Source organism: Paraburkholderia sp. A3BS-1L, assembly GCF_051125215.1.
In the GTDB taxonomy this organism is placed as follows: Bacteria; Pseudomonadota; Gammaproteobacteria; order Burkholderiales; family Burkholderiaceae; genus Paraburkholderia.
The window spans coordinates 810417-832514 of record NZ_CP120443.1; the positions used below are offsets into that span (position 1 = coordinate 810417).

The 22098-nt window shown below is 61.9% G+C and carries 20 protein-coding genes and 1 riboswitch; of the genes, 11 read left to right on the forward strand and 9 right to left on the reverse strand.

Annotation, left to right across the window (positions count from 1 at the left end; all coding sequences use genetic code 11):
* Positions 1-621: 621 nt before the first annotated feature.
* A complete protein-coding gene (phnA, locus tag P5W99_RS18815) occupies positions 622-1857 on the reverse strand; it encodes a phosphonoacetate hydrolase (protein ID WP_434664247.1) in 1236 nt (411 codons plus the stop codon).
* 315 nt (positions 1858-2172) lie between these two features.
* On the opposite strand from phnA, the gene P5W99_RS18820 reads away from it, so the two are divergent.
* The 5 genes from P5W99_RS18820 to P5W99_RS18840 all read left to right on the forward strand — a co-directional run bounded on the left by P5W99_RS18820 (position 2173) and on the right by P5W99_RS18840 (position 8518).
* Entirely contained in the window at positions 2173-3264 is a 1092-nt protein-coding gene (locus tag P5W99_RS18820) for a putative 2-aminoethylphosphonate ABC transporter ATP-binding protein (RefSeq protein ID WP_421026654.1), read from the forward strand.
* On the forward strand, positions 3261-4982 hold the full coding sequence (locus P5W99_RS18825) for a putative 2-aminoethylphosphonate ABC transporter permease subunit (protein ID WP_421026655.1): 1722 nt from the start codon (positions 3261-3263) through the stop codon (positions 4980-4982). The genes P5W99_RS18820 and P5W99_RS18825 overlap by 4 nt, the downstream gene beginning before the upstream one ends.
* 67 nt (positions 4983-5049) lie before the next feature.
* Positions 5050-6186, forward strand: coding sequence for a 2-aminoethylphosphonate--pyruvate transaminase (locus P5W99_RS18830; protein WP_421026656.1), 1137 nt, complete (start codon positions 5050-5052; stop codon positions 6184-6186).
* A gap of 248 nt (positions 6187-6434) precedes the next feature.
* Complete coding sequence (locus P5W99_RS18835; protein ID WP_421026657.1) at positions 6435-7442, forward strand: putative 2-aminoethylphosphonate ABC transporter substrate-binding protein; 1008 nt, start codon at positions 6435-6437, stop codon at positions 7440-7442.
* 353 nt (positions 7443-7795) lie between these two features.
* Positions 7796-8518, forward strand: a complete 723-nt coding sequence (locus P5W99_RS18840) for a phosphonate utilization associated transcriptional regulator (RefSeq protein ID WP_421026658.1) — start codon at positions 7796-7798, stop codon at positions 8516-8518.
* 5 nt (positions 8519-8523) lie between these two features.
* Here the strand turns inward: P5W99_RS18840 and P5W99_RS18845 are convergent, their stop codons facing one another.
* Positions 8524-9087, reverse strand: coding sequence for a hypothetical protein (locus tag P5W99_RS18845; protein ID WP_434664251.1), 564 nt, complete (start codon positions 9085-9087; stop codon positions 8524-8526).
* Here P5W99_RS18845 and P5W99_RS18850 point away from each other — a divergent pair.
* Positions 9037-11103, forward strand: coding sequence for an ATP-binding protein (locus tag P5W99_RS18850; protein WP_421027076.1), 2067 nt, complete (start codon positions 9037-9039; stop codon positions 11101-11103). The two genes, P5W99_RS18845 and P5W99_RS18850, sit on opposite strands and share 51 nt — an antisense overlap.
* On the opposite strand, the gene P5W99_RS18855 is transcribed toward P5W99_RS18850, so the two are convergent.
* Positions 11095-11346, reverse strand: coding sequence for a hypothetical protein (locus P5W99_RS18855; RefSeq protein ID WP_421026660.1), 252 nt, complete (start codon positions 11344-11346; stop codon positions 11095-11097). The two genes, P5W99_RS18850 and P5W99_RS18855, sit on opposite strands and share 9 nt — an antisense overlap.
* Positions 11347-11384: 38 nt before the next feature.
* On the reverse strand, positions 11385-11957 hold the full coding sequence (locus tag P5W99_RS18860) for a cytochrome b (protein ID WP_421026661.1): 573 nt from the start codon (positions 11955-11957) through the stop codon (positions 11385-11387).
* 265 nt (positions 11958-12222) lie between these two features.
* Here P5W99_RS18860 and P5W99_RS18865 point away from each other — a divergent pair, with 265 nt between their 5' ends.
* Complete coding sequence (locus P5W99_RS18865; protein WP_434664253.1) at positions 12223-12954, forward strand: hypothetical protein; 732 nt, start codon at positions 12223-12225, stop codon at positions 12952-12954.
* Here P5W99_RS18865 and P5W99_RS18870 read toward each other — a convergent pair.
* Positions 12951-13364, reverse strand: coding sequence for a hypothetical protein (locus tag P5W99_RS18870; protein WP_434664255.1), 414 nt, complete (start codon positions 13362-13364; stop codon positions 12951-12953). The two genes, P5W99_RS18865 and P5W99_RS18870, sit on opposite strands and share 4 nt — an antisense overlap.
* Before the next feature lie 545 nt (positions 13365-13909).
* Positions 13910-15379 (reverse strand): cobyric acid synthase, encoded by a 1470-nt coding sequence (locus tag P5W99_RS18875; protein WP_434664258.1) that lies wholly within the window; start codon positions 15377-15379, stop codon positions 13910-13912.
* A gap of 175 nt (positions 15380-15554) precedes the next feature.
* Between P5W99_RS18875 and cbiB the strand changes: the two genes are divergently transcribed.
* The 3 genes from cbiB to P5W99_RS18890 are packed head-to-tail and all read left to right on the forward strand — an operon-like array spanning position 15555 to position 17875.
* On the forward strand, positions 15555-16550 hold the full coding sequence (gene cbiB, locus P5W99_RS18880; RefSeq protein ID WP_421027077.1) for an adenosylcobinamide-phosphate synthase CbiB: 996 nt from the start codon (positions 15555-15557) through the stop codon (positions 16548-16550).
* Positions 16551-16556: 6 nt separating this feature from the next.
* A complete protein-coding gene (cobD, locus tag P5W99_RS18885) occupies positions 16557-17624 on the forward strand; it encodes a threonine-phosphate decarboxylase CobD (RefSeq protein WP_434664260.1) in 1068 nt (355 codons plus the stop codon).
* Positions 17624-17875, forward strand: coding sequence for a DUF1289 domain-containing protein (locus P5W99_RS18890; protein ID WP_434664435.1), 252 nt, complete (start codon positions 17624-17626; stop codon positions 17873-17875). The genes cobD and P5W99_RS18890 overlap by 1 nt, the downstream gene beginning before the upstream one ends.
* A gap of 108 nt (positions 17876-17983) precedes the next feature.
* On the opposite strand, the gene P5W99_RS18895 is transcribed toward P5W99_RS18890, so the two are convergent.
* From P5W99_RS18895 to P5W99_RS18905, 3 genes are read right to left on the reverse strand one after another with little or no spacing between them, the layout of a single operon-like run.
* Positions 17984-19291: a cobyrinate a,c-diamide synthase gene (locus P5W99_RS18895; RefSeq protein WP_421026666.1), complete on the reverse strand. Its 1308-nt coding sequence runs from the start codon at positions 19289-19291 to the stop codon at positions 17984-17986.
* 2 nt (positions 19292-19293) lie between these two features.
* Positions 19294-19896: a cob(I)yrinic acid a,c-diamide adenosyltransferase gene (cobO, locus tag P5W99_RS18900; RefSeq protein WP_421026667.1), complete on the reverse strand. Its 603-nt coding sequence runs from the start codon at positions 19894-19896 to the stop codon at positions 19294-19296.
* Positions 19883-20521 (reverse strand): cobalamin biosynthesis protein, encoded by a 639-nt coding sequence (locus tag P5W99_RS18905; protein ID WP_421026668.1) that lies wholly within the window; start codon positions 20519-20521, stop codon positions 19883-19885. The genes cobO and P5W99_RS18905 overlap by 14 nt, the downstream gene beginning before the upstream one ends.
* Before the next feature lie 65 nt (positions 20522-20586).
* Positions 20587-20868: riboswitch (cobalamin riboswitch) on the forward strand.
* A gap of 124 nt (positions 20869-20992) precedes the next feature.
* On the opposite strand from P5W99_RS18905, the gene cobW reads away from it, so the two are divergent.
* Positions 20993-22090: a cobalamin biosynthesis protein CobW gene (gene cobW, locus P5W99_RS18910; RefSeq protein ID WP_421026669.1), complete on the forward strand. Its 1098-nt coding sequence runs from the start codon at positions 20993-20995 to the stop codon at positions 22088-22090.
* The last annotated feature ends 8 nt before the right edge of the window (positions 22091-22098 follow it).

Here is a 22098-nt window from a genome sequence, read left to right on the forward strand (position 1 = left end):
TGCCCAGGCCCAGTTGGTCCGGCGTTTATGGGTTACGCCTTCGGGGCGATCGTCTCTCGTCAGGCGCGCTTGCGTACCGGACGCCTCGCGCGGGGGCTCGACGTCCCGGTTCGTGCTGCCGTTTTTTCTGTCATTGGTCATCGCTGGATTTCCCGATTGAAAATACCGAATTCAGCTCGTCGAAGCCGTCTGTGCATCGGCCTCGCTTTTGTGCGTGGCGCTTACAAAGCACATCGATATAAGGCTGCCGATGGCCGTCGCCCTTCAGGAGGAAAAACCTGCCAAGAGCCGTCTTCATGCTGAAAGAAGAACACGACAAACGGCTCACGTGTTCCCAATGTCGTGACGCGCACGCAGCGCCCGCGGTTGGGACGAGTGCGACCGGCCCGAATGACACGCACGGTGGTCTCGGGCATGGGCGGGAGCCATTTCTCGATCAAGGAGCGTAAGCAGCTTTCACGCGTATTCATGGTTGAGTCGCGTCCCGTTGATGCAAGCGATGCCATCGTCCCGCAGCGCCGCACGACAATGCCGCGCCGGGCGGCGCAAGCGCTAAGACAGTGGCGACCTTCCTGCTGTTCGCTACGCCCGCCGTGGACAGCAGGAAGGATCGGCGTTCAGTTATTGAAGGTGATTGAGCGCGAGATCGAGGATGTCGAAGTTGCGCAGGCGCTTGCGCAGCGATACGGCTCGCGCGACCGGGCGGCTGAAAAGCAGCGGCACGGTCTGCTCGGACAGGCCGCCGTGCGAGCGCAGCGGGGCGTCGAGACCCGACAGGTCATGGCGCGATTCGCTGGTTCCAAGCACGACATGGTGCGCGGAGACCACGATGATGTCGCCGAGTCGATCACGCGGTAGCTCGAAGCGCTCGCAGCCTTCCGCACCGCTCAACGCCAGCTCGATGCCGGTGCGCTCGCGAAGCTTTGCCAGTACGCGAGCATGATCGACCGAAGCCGGGAGGTAGATGGTGGCAAACGAGCCCAGTGCGCCGTGGTGCACGACATACGGATCGGTAATCGGCAGGATGACACGTGCTACGCCGGTGCCGAGCCAGGCGTCCAGTTCGTCTTGCAGATAGATCACATTTGGCTTGCCAGTCGCGTCATGCTTGTCGTTCATGCCATGGTCGGCCGTGATCGCGATGGTGGCGCCCAGCTCGGCCATGCGCTGCAAATACGGGTCCATCATTTGATAGAACGCGTTGGCCCCGGCGCTGCCGGGCGCGCACTTGTGCTGCACGTAGTCCGTGGTCGACAGATACATCAAGTCGATGGCGCGGGTCTCGAGGAGGCGAACGCCGGCCGCGAATACGAACTCGGACAGATCGGCGCTGTACACATCCGGCACCGGCTTGCCTACAAGCTCCAGCACGTCCGTGATGCCGTTTTCCTCTTCGGTCACCTGATCGGCTTTCTCGGACGAGAAGCAGATGCCGGTCAGCTGGTCGCCAAGCAGGCGGCGAAGCTTGTCTTTCGCGGTAACGACCGCGACCTTCGCGCCCGCGTCGGCGAACGCGGCCAGCACGGTCGGCGCGCGCAGGTATTTGGGGTCATTCATCAACACTTCGGCGCCGCTCTCGCGGTCGAAGAAATAGTTTCCACAGATACCGTGCACGGCGGGCGGCACGCCCGTCACGATCGACAGGTTGTTCGGATTGGTGAAGCTCGGCACCACGCAGTCGCCCTTGAGTGCCGTGCCGTTTTCCAGGATCTGGGCCAGAAACGGCGCCACCCCCGCTCGAGCCGCCTCCGTCAAATAGTCGTATTCGCAACCGTCGACACAGACCACGACGAGAGGCTGGTCCATCCAGCGATAACTGCGCCCATTGACATTGACGGTTGCTGCGTTCGTGTTCATGAGGTTGCCCTTTGTGTGATCAGTTGAGGGTTAAGACTGGCATTGCCATGTGTCGGGTTTCGGGGAGCGAGGTGCGTAGGGGTTTGCACTGGAGTCCTCGAAAAGCGGTTGCTGCATGCTTGACATTAAATATGGTGAACCGTAGATTGTCAACAACATGCAGAAAGCAAAAAACACTCTACGCTGAACGAAGAGGAGACCACGGGACTGCGAAGTCGCGGTCACCGTGCCAACAAGGAAGTGCGGCAGCCGTATGGCCAAGGCCGGGAAGGGCCAAAGCACGTTGGCGCAACAGTAATTTCCAGGAGGATGACGATGTCGGAGTACCTGCGCATCGAAGGGATACACAAGCAGTTCGGTTCGACCCCAGTTCTGAGAAACGTCGATCTGACGATCTTCAAGGGTGAAATGGTCTGCTTTCTGGGCCCGTCGGGCTGCGGCAAGACCACGTTGCTGCGGATCATCGCGGGGTTGGAGACGCAAACCTCGGGCACCATCGCGCAAGCAGGCAAGGACATTTCGACGTTGCCGCCCATGCTGCGCGACTACGGCATCGTGTTTCAGTCATACGCCTTGTTTCCGAATCTCACGGTCGCCGAGAACGTCGCGTACGGACTGAGGAACCGCAAGGTGGGCAAGGCGGTGATCCGCGAGCGCGTGGCTGAACTTCTCGCGACCGTTGGTCTGCCCGACAGCGGCCCGAAACATCCCGGGCAACTGTCCGGCGGCCAGCAGCAACGGATTGCGCTCGCGCGGGCGCTGGCGACCTCGCCCGGTCTGCTGCTGCTCGACGAACCCTTGTCCGCGCTGGACGCACGGGTGCGTGTGCGCCTGCGTCAGGAGATCCGCGATCTGCAACAGCGCCTTGGCGTGACGACGATCATGGTGACGCACGACCAGGAGGAAGCGCTCTCGATGGCCGACCGCATCGTGGTGATGAACCATGGCGTGATCGAGCAGGTCGGCACGCCCACCGAGATCTATCGCGAGCCCGCGACGCCGTTCGTTGCCGACTTCGTCGGCAAGGCCAATATTCTGCCGGCCGTCGTGACCGAGAGCGGCGCCATCCAGGTGGGCGACGTCGGCCTGAAATGCGTGAAGGTCCGCGAGTCGCTCAAGGGCGGATCGCGAGTGTCGCTGTTTCTGCGACCGGAGGATCTTGTCGTGCGGGGCGTCGACGCGAAAGCCGGCAACACGTTGAGCGGGCGCATCGAAAAGCTGGAATTTCTGGGGGCGTTCTGCCGGGTCAGCGTTCAGGTAGACGGCGTGACAGGAGCGGAGGTGCTGGCCGATCTCTCGTACCACGATATGACCGCATTCGATTTGCGGGAAGGATCGACACTCAATCTCGCCGTGCTCGGCGAGCGCGTGCGGATCTTCGGTGAAGACCAGCGGAGGGTGCAATGAGCACGACCCTCACCGAACCAGGAAAGGACATGACGCTTACCGAAGTGCGGCAACGCATCCACTGGCAAGATCGCATCGGCCATGCGGGCATGCTCTTGATGGCATGCTTTCTTTTGCTCGCACTGCTTGCGCCGCTCTCGATGGTGGTCATGAGATGCGTCGAGGACCGTGATGGACGGTTCGTCGGCCTTGCCAATTTCACGACGTATTTCCGAACGCCGGCGCTGTGGAACTCGGTCGCGCATTCGCTAACCATTGCGGTCTCGGTCACGGCGATCACGATTCCGCTCGCCTTCACATTCGCGTACGCATTGACGCGCAGTTGCATGCCGTTCAAGGGGCTCGTGCGTAATATCGCCCTGATTCCACTGCTTGCGCCGACGCTGCTTTCGGCAGTCTCGTTCATCTACTGGTTCGGCAACGCCGGCGTGCTGCGGCGCTGGATGGGCGGCCACAGCATCTACGGTGCGCCGGGCATCATCGCCAGTCTCGTCTATGCGGCGATGCCCCATGTGCTGATGATCCTGATCACCGCTTTGTCGCTGACGGACGCACGACTTTATGAAGCCGCCGACGCCATGGGCACGAGTCGTTTGCGCAAATTCTTCACTATCACGCTGCCTGGCGCGAAGTACGGACTGATCAGCGCGACGATGGTGGTATTCACGATCTGCGTCAACGACTTTGGTGTGCCGATCGTGATCGGCGGCTCGTATAACGTGCTGTCCACCGACGTGTACAAGCTCATCGTCGGACTGCAGGATTTCAACACCAGTGCGGTAGTGAGCATCCTGCTGCTGGTGCCGGCACTCCTCAGCTTTGCCACGGACCGTTTCGTCAGGCGCAAACAGCGTTCGCTGCTCGGTGCGCGGTCGGTACCGTTCGAGCCGAAGCCCTCGCGCGGCTTCGACATGGCGATGCTCGCTTACTGCAGTCTCGTGTGCCTGCTGATGATGGCGATTGTCGGGATTTCGATCTATGGCTCGTTCGTCCACTTCTGGCCGTACAACCTGTCGCTTGGCCTGAGTCATTACCGGATGGGCCTGATCGGCGCAGGCATTATCAGCGCGTACAGGAATAGTCTGCAAATGGCGGCGCTGGTTGCCATCGGCGGTACTGCGCTGGTGTTCGGGGGTGCCTATCTGGTCGAAAAGACGCGGGGCATGGACTCGCTGCGGCCGGTCATCAACCTTTGCGCCGTGCTGCCGATGGGTGTGCCGGGGCTCGTACTGGGCATTGGCTATATCTTCTTCTTTAATCATCCGGCCAACCCGCTCAATTTTCTGTACGGGTCGCTGCCGCTTCTCGCCATCGTCACGATCGTTCACTACTACTCGTCGAGCCATCTGACCGCCATTACCGCGCTCAAGCAGATCGACAGCGAGTTCGAAGCGGTGTCCGCGTCGTTGAAAGTGCCGTTTTACGTAACTTTCTTTCGCGTAACGGTGCCGGTCTGCCTGCCGGCCATTCTCGAGATCAGCCGCTACTTCTTCATCAACGGCATGACGACCATTTCGGCGGTTGCCTTCCTGTATTCGCCGGCCACGCAGCCGGCGTCCGTGGCGATCCTGAATCTCGACGAGGCCGGGCAGATCGGACCGGCTGCAGCGATGGCTACCCTGATCGTGGTCACCTCGACGCTCGTGTGCGTGCTGTATGCACTTGTGAACCGCGTTCTATTGGCGCGCACGCAGCGCTGGCGCTATACGTCGCGCTGAGTCGTCTCGCGCGGGCCGCTGGCAAGATTTGAAATCTATTAGGTTTACTAACAGTACGGAGGCAATTGTGAATTCTGAACTGGATCCCGTTCTTCTTACCCCGGGCCCGCTAACAACAACATTGACCACCAAAACGGCAATGCTGCGCGATTGGGGATCGTGGGATACCAATTTCAATTCGATCACCGGCAGCCTGCGCGCCGATCTGGTGGACATCGTGCACGGGCGTGACACGCACGTTTGCGTACCGCTGCAGGGCAGCGGAACCTTCTCGGTGGAGGCGGCGATCGGCACGCTGGTTCCGCGCGACGGCAAGGTGCTCGTGCCGCAAAACGGCGCGTACTGCAAGCGCGTGATACGCATCTGCGAGTACATGGGGCGGGCCGTAGTCGAACTGCCGCTCGAGGAAGGCACCTTGCCGACCGGCGCCATGATCGAAGCGGCGCTGAAGCGCGATCCGGCGATCACCCATGTCGCGCAGGTGCACTGCGAGACCGGCACGGGCACCCTCAACCCTTTGCAGGAAATTGCGCAGGTCTGTGCGCGGCTTGGCAAGGGGCTCATCGTCGACGCAATGAGCTCGTTCGGCGCAATCGAGATCGATGTGCGCACGACACCGTTCGATGCGCTCGTGGCCGCTTCGGGGAAATGCCTGGAAGGCGTTCCTGGAATGGGCTTCGTGATCATGCGGCGTGGCGCGCTGGAAAAGTGCAAAGGCAATTCGGCTTCGCTGTCCATGGATCTTTACGACCAGTGGATTTATATGGAAAAAACGTCGCAATGGCGTTTCACGCCGCCGACATCGGTCGTTGCCGCATTGCGCGCAGCCGTGGATCAGTTCAAGGCCGAGGGCGGTCAGCCCGCTCGCGGCAAACGCTACCAGGCCAATTGCGACGCGCTGATCAGCGGGATGCAGGACCTGGGCTTTCGCACGTTCCTGCCGCGCGACGTCCAGGCGCCGATCATTGTGACGTTTCACGCGCCGGAGGATCCGGCCTACGAATTCCGTACGTTCTACGAAAAGGTCAAAGAGAAGGGCTTCATTCTTTACCCGGGAAAGCTGACGGAGGTCGATACGTTCCGCGTCGGATGCATTGGCGACATCGACTGCGATGTGATGTGCAGCGCAGTCAGGGCGATCGAGGAAACACTGGCGGAAATGGGTGTGAAACAGATTTCAGCCCAGGAAGTTGCCGCCGCCTAGTCACGCGAAGACGGTTGTGTCGCTCGGGCGGCACAACCGGGTATTGGTGGCATTTTCGCCGGGCCAGGGCGGTAAGGGCGGAGAGACCACTGTTGTGAGCGGCTACCTTGTCGCCCCCGTGTGTTTATACGCTGGCGGCGGCGAGGTTCATGTGAATTTCACCATAGCGGGAAAATGAAATGTTCAAGCATAGCGTCACCCCTCAGTGCAGCGTGTCCCCTCTGCGAAGTGTCCGTACCATCGCGCTAATGACGACTGCAGCGATCGCGCTGCTGGTCGGCAGCACGGCGAGGGCAGAGGCCAAGACCACTCTGCTGGTTTATACGGCGCTGGAAGACGAGCAACTCAAGCCATACGCCGACGCGTTCGAGCGCGCCAATCCGGACATCGAGATCAAATGGGTGCGTGACTCGACTGGCGTGATCACGGCCAAGATTCTCGCCGAAAAGAACAACCCGCAAGCCGATGTGATCTGGGGCCTCGCTGCCACCAGCATCGCCAAGTTCGAAAGCGACGGCATGCTGTTGCCATATGCGCCGAAGAACCTGCCTGCCATGAGCGCTGCGTACCGTGACCCGAAAACACCGCCGAACTGGTTCGGCATGGACGTATGGGGCGCAACGATCTGCTTCAACACCGCGGCAGCCGCGGAACAACATCTGCCGAAGCCGCAGAGCTGGCAGGACCTGACGAAGCCGATCTACAAGGGCAAGATCATCATGGCGGACCCGGCCTCCTCGGGGACCGGATATTTCGACGTGACCGCGTGGCTGCAACTGTTTGGCGAGCAGGGCGGGTGGAAATACATGGATGCGCTCGACAAGAACATCGCGCAGTACAACCATTCGGGCTCGGCACCGTGCACGATGGCGGCATCCGGAGAATACCCGGTCGGCATCTCGTTTGAATACCGCGCGGCAACCCTCAAGGCGCAGGGTGCGCCGATCGATCTCGTGTTTCCCAAGGAAGGGCTGGGCTGGGATCTCGAGGCGTTCGCGATCATGAAGAACACCAGGAAACTGGACGCGGCGAAAAAGCTTGCCGACTTTGCTTCAAGCCGGGAAGCGAACATGCTTTATGCGAAAAGCTATGCGATCACGGCTGTGCCCGGAACGGCCAAGCCGCTGCCGGACATCCCGGGCAATTACGCAAACCTGCTCGTCAAGAACGACTTCACGTGGGCCGCAAACAACCGGTCCAAAATCCTTGCGGAATGGGCCCAGCGCTATGCGTCGAAGAGTGAGGCCAAGCAGTAACCCCGGAATGCAGCGCGAAGCGACTCATGCCTGCGTACCCGCCGATCAACTGTTGAGTTGATCAGGTTGACGGGTGTTAATAGCCGTGCGCGAAAGTGATGTTCGGGTTGGGCGTTTGCATCGACATGACGGCGCCCGCAACGCCTGATCCGGGCTATCGCTTTCGAAACGGCGAGCGACACCGCGCGTTGCATGGTTCATGCATACTGCCGAGGCCAGGCATTCAGGCCACCGTCCAGGGACCCTGGAAATTGAATCGGCGTTGGTCGCGACCTCCAACGGTCAGTCGCCATTTTGTTGACAGTTGACGGTTTATTCTGATAGGGTTGGTTATTACCCTTGCTTGGTTCGCCATGAACGAGACGCCATCCGTCGGTACCATTCAGTTACTTAAAAAGCACTCGCTGACGACGCTCGTGCAGGATGAACTCGAGCGCCTGATTCTCCGCGGCGAACTCGCCCCTGGTGACAAGCTGAATGAGGCGCAACTGGCTACGCGTTTGGGCGTTTCGCGTGGCCCGGTGCGAGAAGCATTTCGCGCACTCGAACAAGCAGGGCTGCTGCGCACCGAAAAGAATCACGGTGTATCGGTAAAGGCGTTGTCCTTAAAGGAAGCGGAAGAAATCTATCAGGTCCGCGCCATGCTGGACGAACACATCGGCAGGTTGCTGGCCAACGGTATCTCGGCCGAGCATCTGAGCGCGCTGCGCCAGATTGTCGAGTCAATGAAACGCGCGCAGAACAGTCACGATGGACAGACCTACGGTCACCTGAACCTGCAGTTTCATGACACGATGGCCGCTGCGGTCGGCAACGAAAAATTGCTTGAAACGTACCGGCGCCTTGTCCGGGAACTCAGCCTGTTCCGGCAAACAGCCCTGACGCTTGAGACAGAAGCGATCGATCAGTCTGTCGACGAGCACGAAGCCATCATCGAGGCCATTGCCGCCGGTGACTCGGTTCTGACTGAAAGCCTGATCCGAAGCCATCTGGACCATGGCCGAGAACGCATACGGCGATGCCGTCAGGTCCAACGGGCCAACCCCGAGCGGGATTCGATGCCAGAGGCCGGTTGAGGGGCTTAATTCGGCTCTGCCGCAGTTTTGATGCCGCGCTCGTCGTGCAGTTGCCCTTTGCGAATCATGTGCGTCAACTTCAGCGGGTCCTGCGCCGCGAACTGCGCGCGCTCGGCGACGAGCACCTCGAGAAATCCCGCCGATCCGGTCCAATAGAGCGACTTCGCCATTGACAGCGCCTCGCCTACGCATCGGCCGAATGCGGCAGGCTCTGCACGCCCTTGATTTCGCGCGCGAGCGCCACACTGGCGTTTTCCACGTCCTGCATTGTCGAGCGCATTCACTGGCCCTTTCTTCATGCGGGGCTGAGCGGCGAAGCACGGCTGAACGCCGTTGCCCAAGGCGATACGAGCAGCGAGTCGTCGGAATAATTCCTCCCGATTGACGGCTTGATACACCCGCAGCACCATAAAGGCCGCGATCCGGTCACGCTGCTCACGCGGACGCACCGGCGTGTTTTTGGGGGGGGCATGCACAACCAGCCTTAATCCGCCAAACGCTCCGGTTCGCAAGCCGAGATCGACGAAGCCGAGCGACGTTTCAGGTCGCTCGCGGACGCGATTCCTCACGTCGTATGGACCGCCGACCCGGACGGCTCGGTCGATTTCATCAGCCAGCGGCTCGAAACGTATTCAGGTTTGGCGGCTTCGCAACTGGAGGGATGGAGCTGGACCGAGATCCTGCACCCGGACGATATGCAATCCGCGGTTGAGAACTGGAAGCAGGCGCTGTCGAGGGGCGTCGAATATCAAATGGAGGTGCGCATAAAAAGCTCCGCCGATGGCGCCTGGCGATGGCATCTCGATCGCATATCGCCGGTGAAAGATGCGCAGGGGCGGGTCGTCAAGTGGGTGGGGACCGTCACGGATATCGAAGACCAGAAGCAGGCGCTGGCCGCGGCCGACCGCGCCAACCGCGCAAAATCGGACTTCCTCTCCAGCATGAGCCATGAGCTGCGCAGCCCTCTCAACGCGATACTGGGCTTCGCGCAGCTCATGGCCTCCGAGTCGCCGCCGCCTACGCCGTCCCAGCGGGCGAGCGTCGACCAGATTCTGCGCGCAGGATGGCACCTGCTCGAGCTGATCAACGAAGTGCTCGATCTGGCGAAGATCGAATCGGGGCAGGTGTCCATTTCGCCCGAACCCGTATTGTTGAGCGAGGCTTTGCAGGAATGCGCGGCCATGATCGAGCCGCAGGCGCAACAACGGGGCATTCGTGTGAGCTTTCCGCATGTGGATGCGGGCTGCCATGTTCATGCCGACCGCACCCGCTTCAAGCAGATCGTGATCAATCTGCTTTCGAACGCCATCAAATACAACCGCCCGCAGGGCACCGTCGAGGTGAGTTGCAGCATGCCTGCCGCAGAGCGCGTTCGCGTGAGTGTCAGCGACACGGGCGCCGGTTTGTCGCCTCAACAGTTGTCTCAGCTTTTCCAGCCATTCAATCGTCTGGGACAGGAGGCGGGCACCGAGGAAGGCACGGGCATAGGCCTTGTGGTGGCTCGGCGGCTAACGGAGCTGATGGGGGGCGCCATCGGCGTTGAAAGTACCGTCGGGTGCGGGTGTGTCTTCTGGATCGAACTCAATACGGCTAGCGCACCGGAAATCGCCACGCTTGCCGCCGCCCGATCCGACACGGCAGGCGAGCCGGCGGCCGGCAACGGTGCAGCCGAGGCGCCAGCGCATACCGTACTGTATATCGAGGACAATCCGGCCAATCTGAAACTCGTCGAGCAACTGGTTGCGCGATGCGCGGACATGCGCATGCTCAGTGCGGTGACGGGGCAGCGCGGCGTGGAACTGGCGTGCACGGCGTTGCCGCAGGTGATCGTGATGGATATCAATCTGCCCGATATCAGCGGCATCGAAGCGCTGAGTATCTTGCGCAGAAACCCCATGACAAAGGCAATGCCGGTGGTGGCGCTCAGTTTGAACGCCATGCCGCGCGATATCGAAAAGGGCCTGAAAGCCGGCTTTTTCCGCTATCTGACCAAACCGATCAAGATCGACCAGTTCATGGATGCGCTCGCGGAAGCCGTCGCGTTTGAGGCCCCGCTGAACAAATGCAGCATTGCCCAGTTGGTGCAGCGCGCTGGCGTCGCGCGCCCCACGTTCTATCAGCACTTTCCCGATTTGCAAGTGGCTGCTCAGCGGGCGGCGTTGGTGAGACTCAAAAATGCTTTCACATTCGTCGAGGAGCAAGGCACGCTGCTGAGCCCGCCGAACGTCGCCTTCGTCGAATCAATGGAAATGGAAACTGCTCTGATTCTTGAGCATATGTGTGCCCATCAATCTTTTTATCTGACCGTATTTAACGACGCGGCGACGTCTGCGTTTTTTGATGACCTGGTTACGTTCGTCGCTGGCCGCATCCTTCCGCCCTATGAAGGTGTTCGAACGGAAGCGGAGGAGGATTGCTTGACGGTGCTTGGCGGGGGATTGGTTTGGACGGTAGTGCGCTGGCTTCGCCAGCGCACTACGCGAGAGACTCCGGGGGTAACGGCGAAGCGAATTGCCAGGACTTCGGCGACAATTCTCGACGCTTTCGGTCTTACTCTCGGGTTTGCGCGGGTGGCTTTAAAGTAGTGGCAGGAGAAGCGTGGGAAGCGGCCAGGTTGCCCCACGCGCGTCACTCAAGTGCCGAATCGAACGCTCGTGGATGGCGTTCCGTGCGAACGAGTCGCGCGTGATATCAGAGTGGTGAGCCAGCGCGAACATCTCGAACGAGAATCGACATGCCGTCGGATCACAGGCTTCTTCCAACACCTCCTCAATGATTTCACGCCGACGCTCCAGTGCTGGTTTGCCGCTCGGCTTGCCCATCTCCACATAGCGATCCAGATAGGCCTTCCTAAAGCAGTCGAAACTTATCGGCCAGTTCTCGCTCGTCCGACCGGAAGCCAGCGTGGAAGCATCGTGGTCAGGACGTTGTCCTTAAGGACGAGATGATGGAGAAGCGCCGCGCAAGCGTGAAGTCCCGCGAGCCACATGATCGCGTCGCCGAGCCACTTGTGGATCGACGCAAAGACCGCCCCCGCTTCATGTGATGCGCCGAGCAAGGGTTGAATCTGGGCCCCGGCGACGAGCGTCAGTGGATGCCCCTCCAGCCACGCGCCGGTGATGGCGGTTAAGGGAAGCGCCAGGAGAAGCAGATATAGTACCCCTTGAACGATAGTTGCTATTACAACCATCCAGCGGGAAATCGGGGGCGTCTCGGGACGCGTGTCGATCGTCTTCCATAGCAAGCGGATGAGTGTCAGTGCGAAGACGCCCAATCCCAAAGTCTCGTGAAGTTGTCGGTCGAACTCGTGCACCGATGAGTAGACGCGCTGTTCAGGGCCGCCGGGGCCATAGAAGAACGCCACGAGGACAAGGATTGCCGTGCACCAGTGAAGGAATTGGGCCATCGAACCATAGCGAGTGATAGGCTCTCTCGTCATGATGCATCTCCCCCTTGCAGGTCTGCAGAGCGGTAATGGGCAATCTCCATTATCGCAGACTCATGCGGCTATTTACGTACTCGCAACTCGATGCGCCAATTCTCATTGGGGTCTGGTCGGAGCCTGATGGCGCACCGGTGCCGGAACGTTTTCGGCAGCCAGTGCGAATGAAATACTGGTACTGGCGCGGGGTGTTCGGATAAATTACTCCGACGTGCGAGGCTGCGTTGCCTCATATTCTGTTTCCAATTGCCTGAGCATCATCATGGTCAACGTCAAATACCGCTACTACCAACCGCGTCTTGCGCCCCGCCGTACCCGTGTGGAGGTACCCGGCTGGGGCGGCAGCAAGGAGCCACGGCGGGATGGCTCCCGCGAACAGGGTTGGCACTGCCTGCCGTTCGTGGAGGGGGCGCAGTACGGCATCGAACTGTTCTACCCCCACGATAACGAGGTTCGAGTCAGCCGCCGGGATGGCAAAGCTGCTTTCGAGGGTGATATTGGCCCGAACCCGAATACTGGCGAGAACTGGCCACCGTTCCGCGCTTTCGGCGAAGGCTACTACACCTACCAGCTTCTGCTCGACCTGAAAGTGCCCGAGGGTTATGCGGTGCGCACCGAGACGCATCCGCGCTTCTACCTGAGCGAGGCGGACGATGTGCCGCTCGCCGTGCCGGCGCTGCTGCGCACTTCCTGGTGGCCGATGATCAACTTCGTGGTGTTCAAGACGCCGCCACAAGGGGTCGTGCATGTATTCCGTCCCGGCGAGCCTTTCATGCAGCTCTGCGTGGTGCCGGCCGAGCCTGATCTCTCGCTCGAAGCCATGAGCGAGGAAGAAGCGGCAGAGCGGGAAATGCAATCGAGGCGGATTCACGCCAGCCGCGACACGCTGGGACAGGACACGAGGTGGACGTCATCCACCAACACGGTCTTTGACGGGACCTACCGCCGCATCCTTGGCGCCGCCCGCGCGAGGGACCGCGCGGAAGACGATTAATCGCCGTACAGCTGCACGCCGATTCCCGGCTGCATGATGACCGCAGGCGGCGAGGGCGGCGCATAGTAGACGGGCGGAGGGTAATACGCCGGGGCCGGCCCGTAATACCCGCGATGGTGATGGTGGTGATGGTGGTGATGATGATGGTGGTGGTAGCGTCGTTCGTCCCGGTACCACTGCACACGCTCCATTCTGGCTGGCGCATTGCGGGCCTGCTCCATCAGCTCCGCATTATGGGCATGCAGCATCTCGGTGGCGTTGGGAATCGGTTGAAGCAGATCGGAATAGGACGTTACCGACAAAGGCTCCTGCGGCATTGCGTTGGCATCGGCCGCTGCGTGTGCGCCGGTGCTGCCAAGGCTGGCAAGGCCGGCCAATGTACCGACGAGGCCTGCAATTTTGCGCTCCATCTGTCACTCCTTTAGTCACTCTATTAACGGCGGATTCTAATCGTGGGCCTTCCGAGAGTGCTCCCATGTTTTGTCAAATCTGTAACCGCAGGTAACGCTAGAGCGTTGAAGCGAAACGCGGGGCACAGCTAACCTGGCTGGGCATGCGCAACGGCGCGCGTGGCTGGGCCGCGCCATGAAAGCCACTGGCGTCCTTCCTCAATCGCGGATTGTATTGGCAGCATTGCGCTTGCGGCAGCGAACGGCAGGCGGTTATTCATTTCGATGGCGCTACGCATTGGCGGCGTATCGCTGCCGACGTTTCATGTTGGCCGGATACGACCGGGACTGAAAAAAGCTGTGACGAGGTGCGCGATGAAGGTCATCGCCCGCGTCGCGGAAGCGAAACTGAGTGCCTATGTGGAATCCTGCCGGGACGATAAAGAGGATGCCTATGGCGTCCGGGTCAACTGCGCGGCACCGCCATCAATGCGCGTAACGGGGGCAGGCGCTTGCTTGGAAAGGGCAATTCAAGCATCGCGCGCAATGTGGCCATGGTGCTCCGTTCAGACGAGGCATCCCCACAGGGCATCGAGATCGACGCTCGCAGCGACCGCATCGGCGAGCCGGTCAATGGATGTGAGCCTGCGCGCGTCATGATCGATGCGCTCCACATGGCCAAGCCCCGCCCAGCGAAGCAGCGCCGTGCAGGCGTCAGGCGAATCGAACAAGCCGTGCAGGTAGGTTGCCAGAATCTGGCCGTCTTCTGAGAGCGCGCCGTCGTCGCGCGTTGCGTCGCCGTTGGAAAGGCGTAGTCCGGGGCGGGACAGGGCGGGGCCTTCGGTGACACCCATATGAATCTCATAGCCGCGTACTGGTGCTGATCCGTCCACGAGGAGTGTGCCGGCAGTGTTGATGAGCTGCTTGTGCGGTTCGAGCGTCGTGACGTAATCGAGCAGCCCAAGACCCGCCGTGCGTGTCAACGGGCTTTCGATGCCGAGCGGATCGTGCAATTCGCGCCCGAGCATCTGCAGTCCGCCGCAGACCCCGATCAGCTTGCCACCGTAGCGCAGGTGACGACGCAGATGCGTGTCCCAACCGTATTCGCGCAGCCAGGCGAGATCGCGCTGGACGCTCTTGCTGCCCGGCAAAATCACGAGATCCGCCGCCGGGAGCGGCTCGCCCGCACGAACAAAGCGGAAATCGACTTGCGGATGCGCACGCAGCGGATCGAAGTCAGTGTGGTTGCTGATGCGCGGCAGTGCCGGCACGACGACGCGCAGCACCTCGCCGGACACCCCATCTTTATGGCTCTGTTTCGGCAGCATGTCTTCGGCGTCGAGCCACAAACCCGGGACGAACGGCACCACACCGAACACGGGCTTGTTCATTTGTGCTTCGATCCAGTCGATACCGGGTTTCAGCAGTGCTACATCGCCCCGAAACTTGTTGATGACGATACCTTTCACAAGCGCGCGTTCGTTTTCGGGCAGGCAGGCCAGCGTGCCGAGAATCTGCGCGAACACGCCGCCGCGATCGATGTCCGCGACCAGCACGACGGGACAGCCGACGGCGGTGGCGAACCCCATGTTGGCGATATCGCCCTGACGCAGGTTGACTTCGGCCGGGCTGCCGGCCCCTTCGACCAGCACGAGATCGCTTTTCGCGCTCAGGCGATCGTACGATTCGAGCACTGCCTGCATGGCGATGGGCTTGTAGTGGTGATAGGCTCGCGCATCGAGATTGCCGCGCGAATGACCTTGCACGATGACTTGCGAACCGGTATCGCTGTTCGGCTTGAGCAGGACCGGGTTCATGTCGACTTCGGGGGCGATGCCGGCGGCAAGCGCCTGCCAGGCCTGCGCGCGGCCGATTTCTCCGCCGTCGATGGTCACTGCGCTGTTGAGCGACATGTTCTGCGGCTTGAACGGCACGACCCGTTTGCCTTCACGCGTGGCAATCCTGCAGAGCGCCCCGACGAGGGTGCTCTTTCCGGAGTCGGAACTCGTTCCCTGGATCATCAACGTTTTGGCCATGCCGCTTACCTGAACAGTGTGGAATCGCCGCGCCGGGATTGCTGAGTCTATTACGGCGCAGGGGCGGGGCCGTATTATGTCACCCGCAGTGGAATATCTGAGAAATCGGGAAAACAGGAATGCAAGTGAACATATCGAAACGAAGTCGCTGGACGGTGTGCAGGAGCGCCAGATGATCGTCGGGCTCAGCGCATCGGTCGTCTTTATGCTGGGCTTCGCTGGGGTCGTTCTCGATGCAATATTCGGCGAGCCTTCCCGGTTTCATCCACTGGTTGGTTTTGGCCGGTGGGTTGCGTGCATCGCCCATGCCTGCAATCCGCACAGCGCGGCCGCGCACAAGTCCGACGCGCATGCACATGCCACGCCCGTGCCCGTGCGTCCGCTGCTCGCCCGTGTGGCGGGAGTGGGGGCCTGGACGCTCGCGGTGATTCCGCCGGTCGCGCTCCTCGTCGTGCTGACGCATCGGTTGCCCTTGATGCTTTCATGGACGTTGCACGTCGCTGCACTGTGGTTCGCGCTCGGCGCGCGTAGCCTGATCGATCACATTGCGCCGGTCGGGCAGGCACTGCGTGCTGGCGATCTCGCGAATGCTCGCGCATTGACCTCCCGGGTCGTGACGCGCGATCTATCCGCTGCGGACGAGCAGGCTGTTGCACGGGCTGCAATTGAATCCGCGCTGGAGAACGGCAACGATGCGATCTTTGGTGCGTTGTTCTGGTTCGCGGTAGCCGGTGGTCCCGGGGCGCTCGCATTTCGCCTCATCAACACGCTCGATGCGATGTGGGGATACCGCACGCCGCGTTTCAGGTACTTCGGTTGGGCTGCCGCACGCCTCGACGACGTCGCGAATTATCTGCCGGCCCGTCTAACGGCGTTGACGTATGCGCTGTGCGGCAATTCCAGGTCGGCCATCGCATGCTGGCGGACTCAGGCATCAGCTTGGGACAGCCCCAACGCCGGGCCAGTGATGGCCAGCGGAGCGGGCAGTCTCAACGTCGCGTGCGGCGGGGCGGCCTGGTACCATGGCGTGCTTGAAGCGCGGCCGGCACTCGGATGCGGCCATGCACCGGGCGCCGCCGATGTCGGCCGTGCGCTGTCGCTCGTCAAACGCTCCATCGCGGTGTGGCTTGCGGTCATGGCTGTGCTGGCGGGTGCCGCCGCAATTTTCTGAAGACCAATGCTCAATCTCGATCACGCAACACAAGTGCCGCACGGCGGCAATCTCGGCGAGGCTGCTCGCCGATATGGCATCGCCCGGGAAAACTGGCTCGACCTTTCGACGGGCATCAATCCCTGCGGCTATCCCGTGCCGCCCGTCGATCCGCAGGCATGGCTCAGGTTGCCCGACGACGATGACGATCTGGAGGTCATCGCTGCCGCGCATTATGGTGCGCTGGAGGCGCTCGCCGTGGCAGGCACCCAGTCAGCGATCCGGATGCTGCCGGCGGTGCTTCCCAAAGGGCGGATCGGCATCGGGCTGCTCACGTATGGGGAATACGCGCCTGCCTGCGAGCGCGCGGGGTTTCCCGTCGATCGTTTCGTCACGCGGGAAGTTGCCGATCTCGGCGACGTAGCGTCATTCGTACTGGAACCGGGGAAGCCGCTGCCAGCGGATCTGAAGCATCTGGTTATCGTCAATCCCAACAACCCGGGAGCCGAGCGGTTTACGCCGGACGTCATCATGGCCTGGCATGAGGAGCTCGCGATGCGTGGGGGTACGCTGGTGATCGACGAGGCTTTTGTCGAGTCGATGCCGCAACTGAGCGTGGCGAAGTTCGCTGGTCGTGGCGGGCTGATCGTGCTGCGCTCGATTGGCAAGTTTTTCGGGCTGGCTGGTGCGCGGGTGGGTTTCGTGCTGGCGGATAAGGACGTCATTCGGGCTATGCGCAGCCTGCGTGGACCGTGGAGCGTAGCTGGGCCTGCGCGTATCGTGACGCGCGCCGCGTTGCTGGATACGGACTGGCAGACGCAAACGCGGGCCAGTCTCGCGACTGCGGGAGAGCGGCTGGCGGACTTGCTCGGGGAATTTTCCCCCGTGGTGCAGCACACACCGCTCTTCGCGTGGGTGCGCCATGAGCGTGCGCCACAGTGGCAGGATGGATTGGCCCGTCATGCCGTCTGGACACGGCGGTTCGACGTCGTCCGGGGGCTGCGCTTCGGCCTGCCCGCGGACGAATCAGGATGGGCGCGGCTCGATGCTGCGCTGCGCGCGGTAAGCCGCGAAGTGAATGCGGGTGGGGTGTGATGGATAACGTCGAACAAACACCGCGCGTGAGTCTCGCGCAGAAGATCGAACAGGCGAAAACGCAGCGTCCGGTCGGCTCCCCGTGCATCGACGTTTGCCGGTTGAATCAGCAGAGCGGTTATTGCGAAGGCTGTCTGCGCAACAGGGCCGAAATCCGGGCATGGAAAACGATGGGCGATCCGGACCGGCTCGCGCTGCTCGATGAGCTTGCAACGAGAATCCGTGACAGCTGGCGAATCACTTCCGGATAGAAGATCGAGCCCCAGCCGAGGCGCAGTCCTGCCGCGAGGGTGGCTAGCCCACGTATTCCTGATCGCGCAGGCCATCGGCCACGGTGCACCGCCATCCGTTCGGTTTCCTTAAAAGGATTTGCCGCAAAAAAGCGCTGCCGCGAGGGCGGGGTTGGACGGCCAGTATCCATGCATATAGCTTGCGACGATCGTGCCCGAGCGGAACACCGGCTCGCCGGGCGCGCCGGTCTGCGCGCGGGTGGCGTGGCGGTCGGGTTGCAGGGGAGTCGTCATGCTGGAATAGTGGAACGTGTGGCCCGTTAGCACGCCAAATTTCGTTTCGAGCGCCATCATACCGAGCGAGACCAGCCGTTTCTGCATTGCCGCGCGTCCCTGCAACAGCCCGAGCATCGGAGTGGAGCGATTTTCGGTATCGGTCAGCTCTTCGAGCAGATACAGCATGCCGCCGCATTCGGCAACCACAGGCTTGCCGGCAGCTGCATGGTCACGGATGCTGGTGGCGGCTATTGCATTGCCGGCCAGCGTGGCAGCATGAAGCTCGGGGTAGCCGCCGGGCAGATACAGCGCATCGGCATGACTGGGGACGGGTTCGTTTGCCAGCGGCGAGAAAAACGCGACGCGCGCGCCCAGGCTTTCCAGCAGGCTCACGTTCGCTGGATAGATGAACGAGAAGGCTGCGTCGCGAGCGATGGCGATCTGCGTGCCTTCGAGCAGCCTCGGCTGCGCGTGGTGCCTATCGTGCGGCGCTGCATCGAACGAAACAGCCGCGGGCAATTCGGCCAGCGCCGTATCGGCGAGTGCCTGGGCCGTGAAGGCAATACGCGATTCGAGCTGGTCGATTTCGCCAGCCTGATGAAGCCCCAGATGCCGTTCCGGCAGCGCCATCTGCGCGGATGGGGCGAGATGCCCGAGCCAGCGCAGCCCGCCGGGCATGCCCGCCTGGATCATCTGCGCGTGACGCACCGAACTGACATGATTGGCCAGCACGCCATATATCGCCACATCCGTGCGGTAATGCGCAAGACCGAATGCGATGGCGCCGAACGTCTGTGCCATCGACTTCGCCGAAATCACGGCGACGACGGGCACGCCGAATTTAGCTGCGAGATCGGCGCTGCTGGGTGTGCCGTCGAAGAGTCCCATCACGCCTTCGATCAGGATGAGATCCGCCTGCGCAGCGGCCTCGGCCAGCAGCCGGCGGCACCCGTCTTCGCCTGCCATCCAGAGGTCGAGCGACTGGACCGGGGCGCCGCTTGCACGCTCCAGTATCATCGGGTCGAGGAAGTCCGGTCCCGTCTTGAAGACGCGCACGCGCCGGCCGAGCTGGCGGTGCAGCAGCGCAAGGCCTGCCGTGATCGTGGTCTTTCCCTGGCCGGATGCGGGCGCGCTGACGAACAGCGCTGGACAGGACGGCATGGTTAGAACTCCACACCTTTCTGCGCCTTTACGCCCTGTTCCTTATAAGGATGCTTCACGAGGCGCATTTCCGTGACGAGATCGGCTGCCTCGATGAGCGCATCGGGCGCGTGGCGGCCGGTGACTACGACATGCTGCGCCGGGCCACGCGCGCTCAGCACAGCGAGCACTTCATCGAGCGGCAGGTATTCGTACTTGAGGACAGTGTTGAGTTCGTCGAGGATCACCATCCGGTAGTTGTCGCTCTGGATCATTGCGACGGCCTGATCCCAGCCTTTGCGGGCCGTGGCCATGTCGGCCTCGCGGTTCTGCGTGTTCCATGTATAGCCATCACCCATCGTGACGAAATCGCACATCGGATGTGCGCCGAGAAAATCACGCTCGGACGTATGCAACGCGCCCTTGATGAACTGCACGACACCGAGACGCTCGTTGTGGCCCAGCATTCGCACGGCCATGCCGAAAGCCGCCGTACTCTTGCCTTTGCCATTGCCGGTATGCACGATCAGCAGGCCTTTTTCATGCGTGGCGGCAGCCTGCTTCTTTTCGTGTCCTTCGCGACGGCGTTGGGTCATGCGCAGATGGGATTCGCTATCGGTCTTCATGATGTCCTTGTTTGTTGTCTGTGTGATCCGGCTGCATCGGGCTGACCGTGCCAATGGCAACCGTGACGCCATCGAGCGCGAGCTTGCCGCGCAGCAGCCGGGCACCGGGGGCAGCGAGCAGCGCACAAGGCTCGCATACACCCGCGACGCCGAGCTTCTCGCGTGCAACCGGCGAACGCGTGAGCGACGGATTTTCGTCGAGACAGGCACGTATTTCCTCCGCCCGGACGCCGACCAGCGGCATCCGATGCTGCTCGCAGAACGCCAGCAGGGCCGGCTCGTGCACTTTGTCTTGCAGTGTGGCCACGCACATGACTTCGGCCATGTCGCCTGATTCCAGCATCCCAAGCGCCATCCTGACGGCGGCCTCGATCTGGCCGGGAGTGACATCGCGCCGGAAGCCCAGGCCGATGGTCAACAGACCCGGTCGCCGCCCCGCAGGGGGCAGGGCATCGGTGCGGGCCAGCGGCGCCACTTTGCCGATCACCAGAATCGCCGGCGAGCCGAGGCTGGCGGAAGGAGCATGCATATTTCGGAGGCGCGTCGAAAGGGGATGAAACGAAAGGGGATGAAACGTTGCCTGTCCCTGGACAACAGGCAAATAGCCGAAGATCTCTTTTTTCACGATACCACACGCCCGCTGCAAGGCCCGAGGCTCGCCTCTTTCTTGACTGGCGCGCAGGCGGCACCTACACTCCCGGCTAATCTGGTGCTCGCGCACGCGTTCCGACGTGCGCAGTTAAACGGGAAACAGCGGTTCGATGCAGCGATGCGCTGCGGCGACCCCACCTGTGCTGCCCCCGCAACGGTAAGCGAACGTGTCGCTCGAGAGCGATACACGGCCGACTTCTACACATACGTGCCACGTATGTGCGCAACCACTGCGCTCAACGCCTGTCCATCCACAGGTCGCGCGGGAAGGTGAAGCGGCTTTTCGCCAGCCCGGAGACCGGCCGGAGAAGACGACACGCGCTGCGGGTAGGCGGCGCGCTGCCGAACCGTCGCATTCATCACGCGTTTTCGTCACGCCTCAAGCCTCATGCCAGCAACGGCACGGGAGTGATGTTGCACGCGACCACCGCCATCGAGACCTTTCATGTCCACCTCCATGCGCAAGATTCCTGTGACCGTCATCACGGGCTTTCTCGGCAGCGGCAAGACCACGCTGCTGCGCCACATCCTGTCCAACGCGAACGGCCTGCGCGTTGCCGTGATCGTCAACGAATTCGGCGAGCTCGGGATCGACGGCGAAATCCTCAAGGGCTGCGGGATCGGCTGCGATGAATCCGGCGAGCAAACCGAAGGCCAGCTGTACGAGCTGGCGAACGGCTGCCTGTGCTGCACCGTGCAAGAAGAGTTTTTCCCGGTCATGGAAGCACTCGTCGAGCGACGCGACCAGATCGACCATGTGCTGATCGAGACGTCGGGGCTCGCATTGCCCAAACCGCTCGTGCAGGCTTTCAACTGGCCGTCGATCCGCAGCAGCTTCACGGTCGATGCGGTGGTCACGGTCGTGGACGGCCCGGCCGCCGCGAGCGGGCAGTTCGCCGAAGATCCCGAGGCCGTGGACGAACAGCGCAAGGCCGATCCGAATCTCGATCATGAATCGCCGCTGCACGAGCTGTTCGAGGACCAGTTGAGCGCGGCGGATCTCGTCGTGCTCAACAAGACCGATCTCCTCGATGGCGCGCAACAGGCGGCCGTGGCCGCGTTGATCCGCGAAGACATTCCCGCGCATGTGAAGATCGTCCCTGCCCACAATGGCCGGCTCGATTTGCCGGTGCTGCTCGGCCTGAACTCGGCGTCCGAGGAGACGATCGATCAGCGTCACGATCATCACGGTTCGGCGCACGATGCCGATCACCATCACGACGATTTCGACTCGGTCGTCGTGTCGGGCGCGCCTGCATCGCGCGATGCCGCAATCGCCGCGTTGCGGCAGTTGGTCGAGCACCACACGATCTATCGCGCGAAGGGTTTCGCGGCGCTGCCGGGCGCACCGATGCGTCTCGTGATCCAGGGTGTGGGCGCGCGCTTCGACAGCTATTTCGATCGCCGCTGGCGCGATGACGAAGCGCGTACGAGCCGCTTCGTCCTGATCGGCGAGGATCTGGATCAAGCGGTGCTTCAGCGCGCGCTCGATGCCGCGCTTGATGCCGCTCCCGGCGCGCAGTCTGTCACCGCGCCGGCCTGAGCGCATTC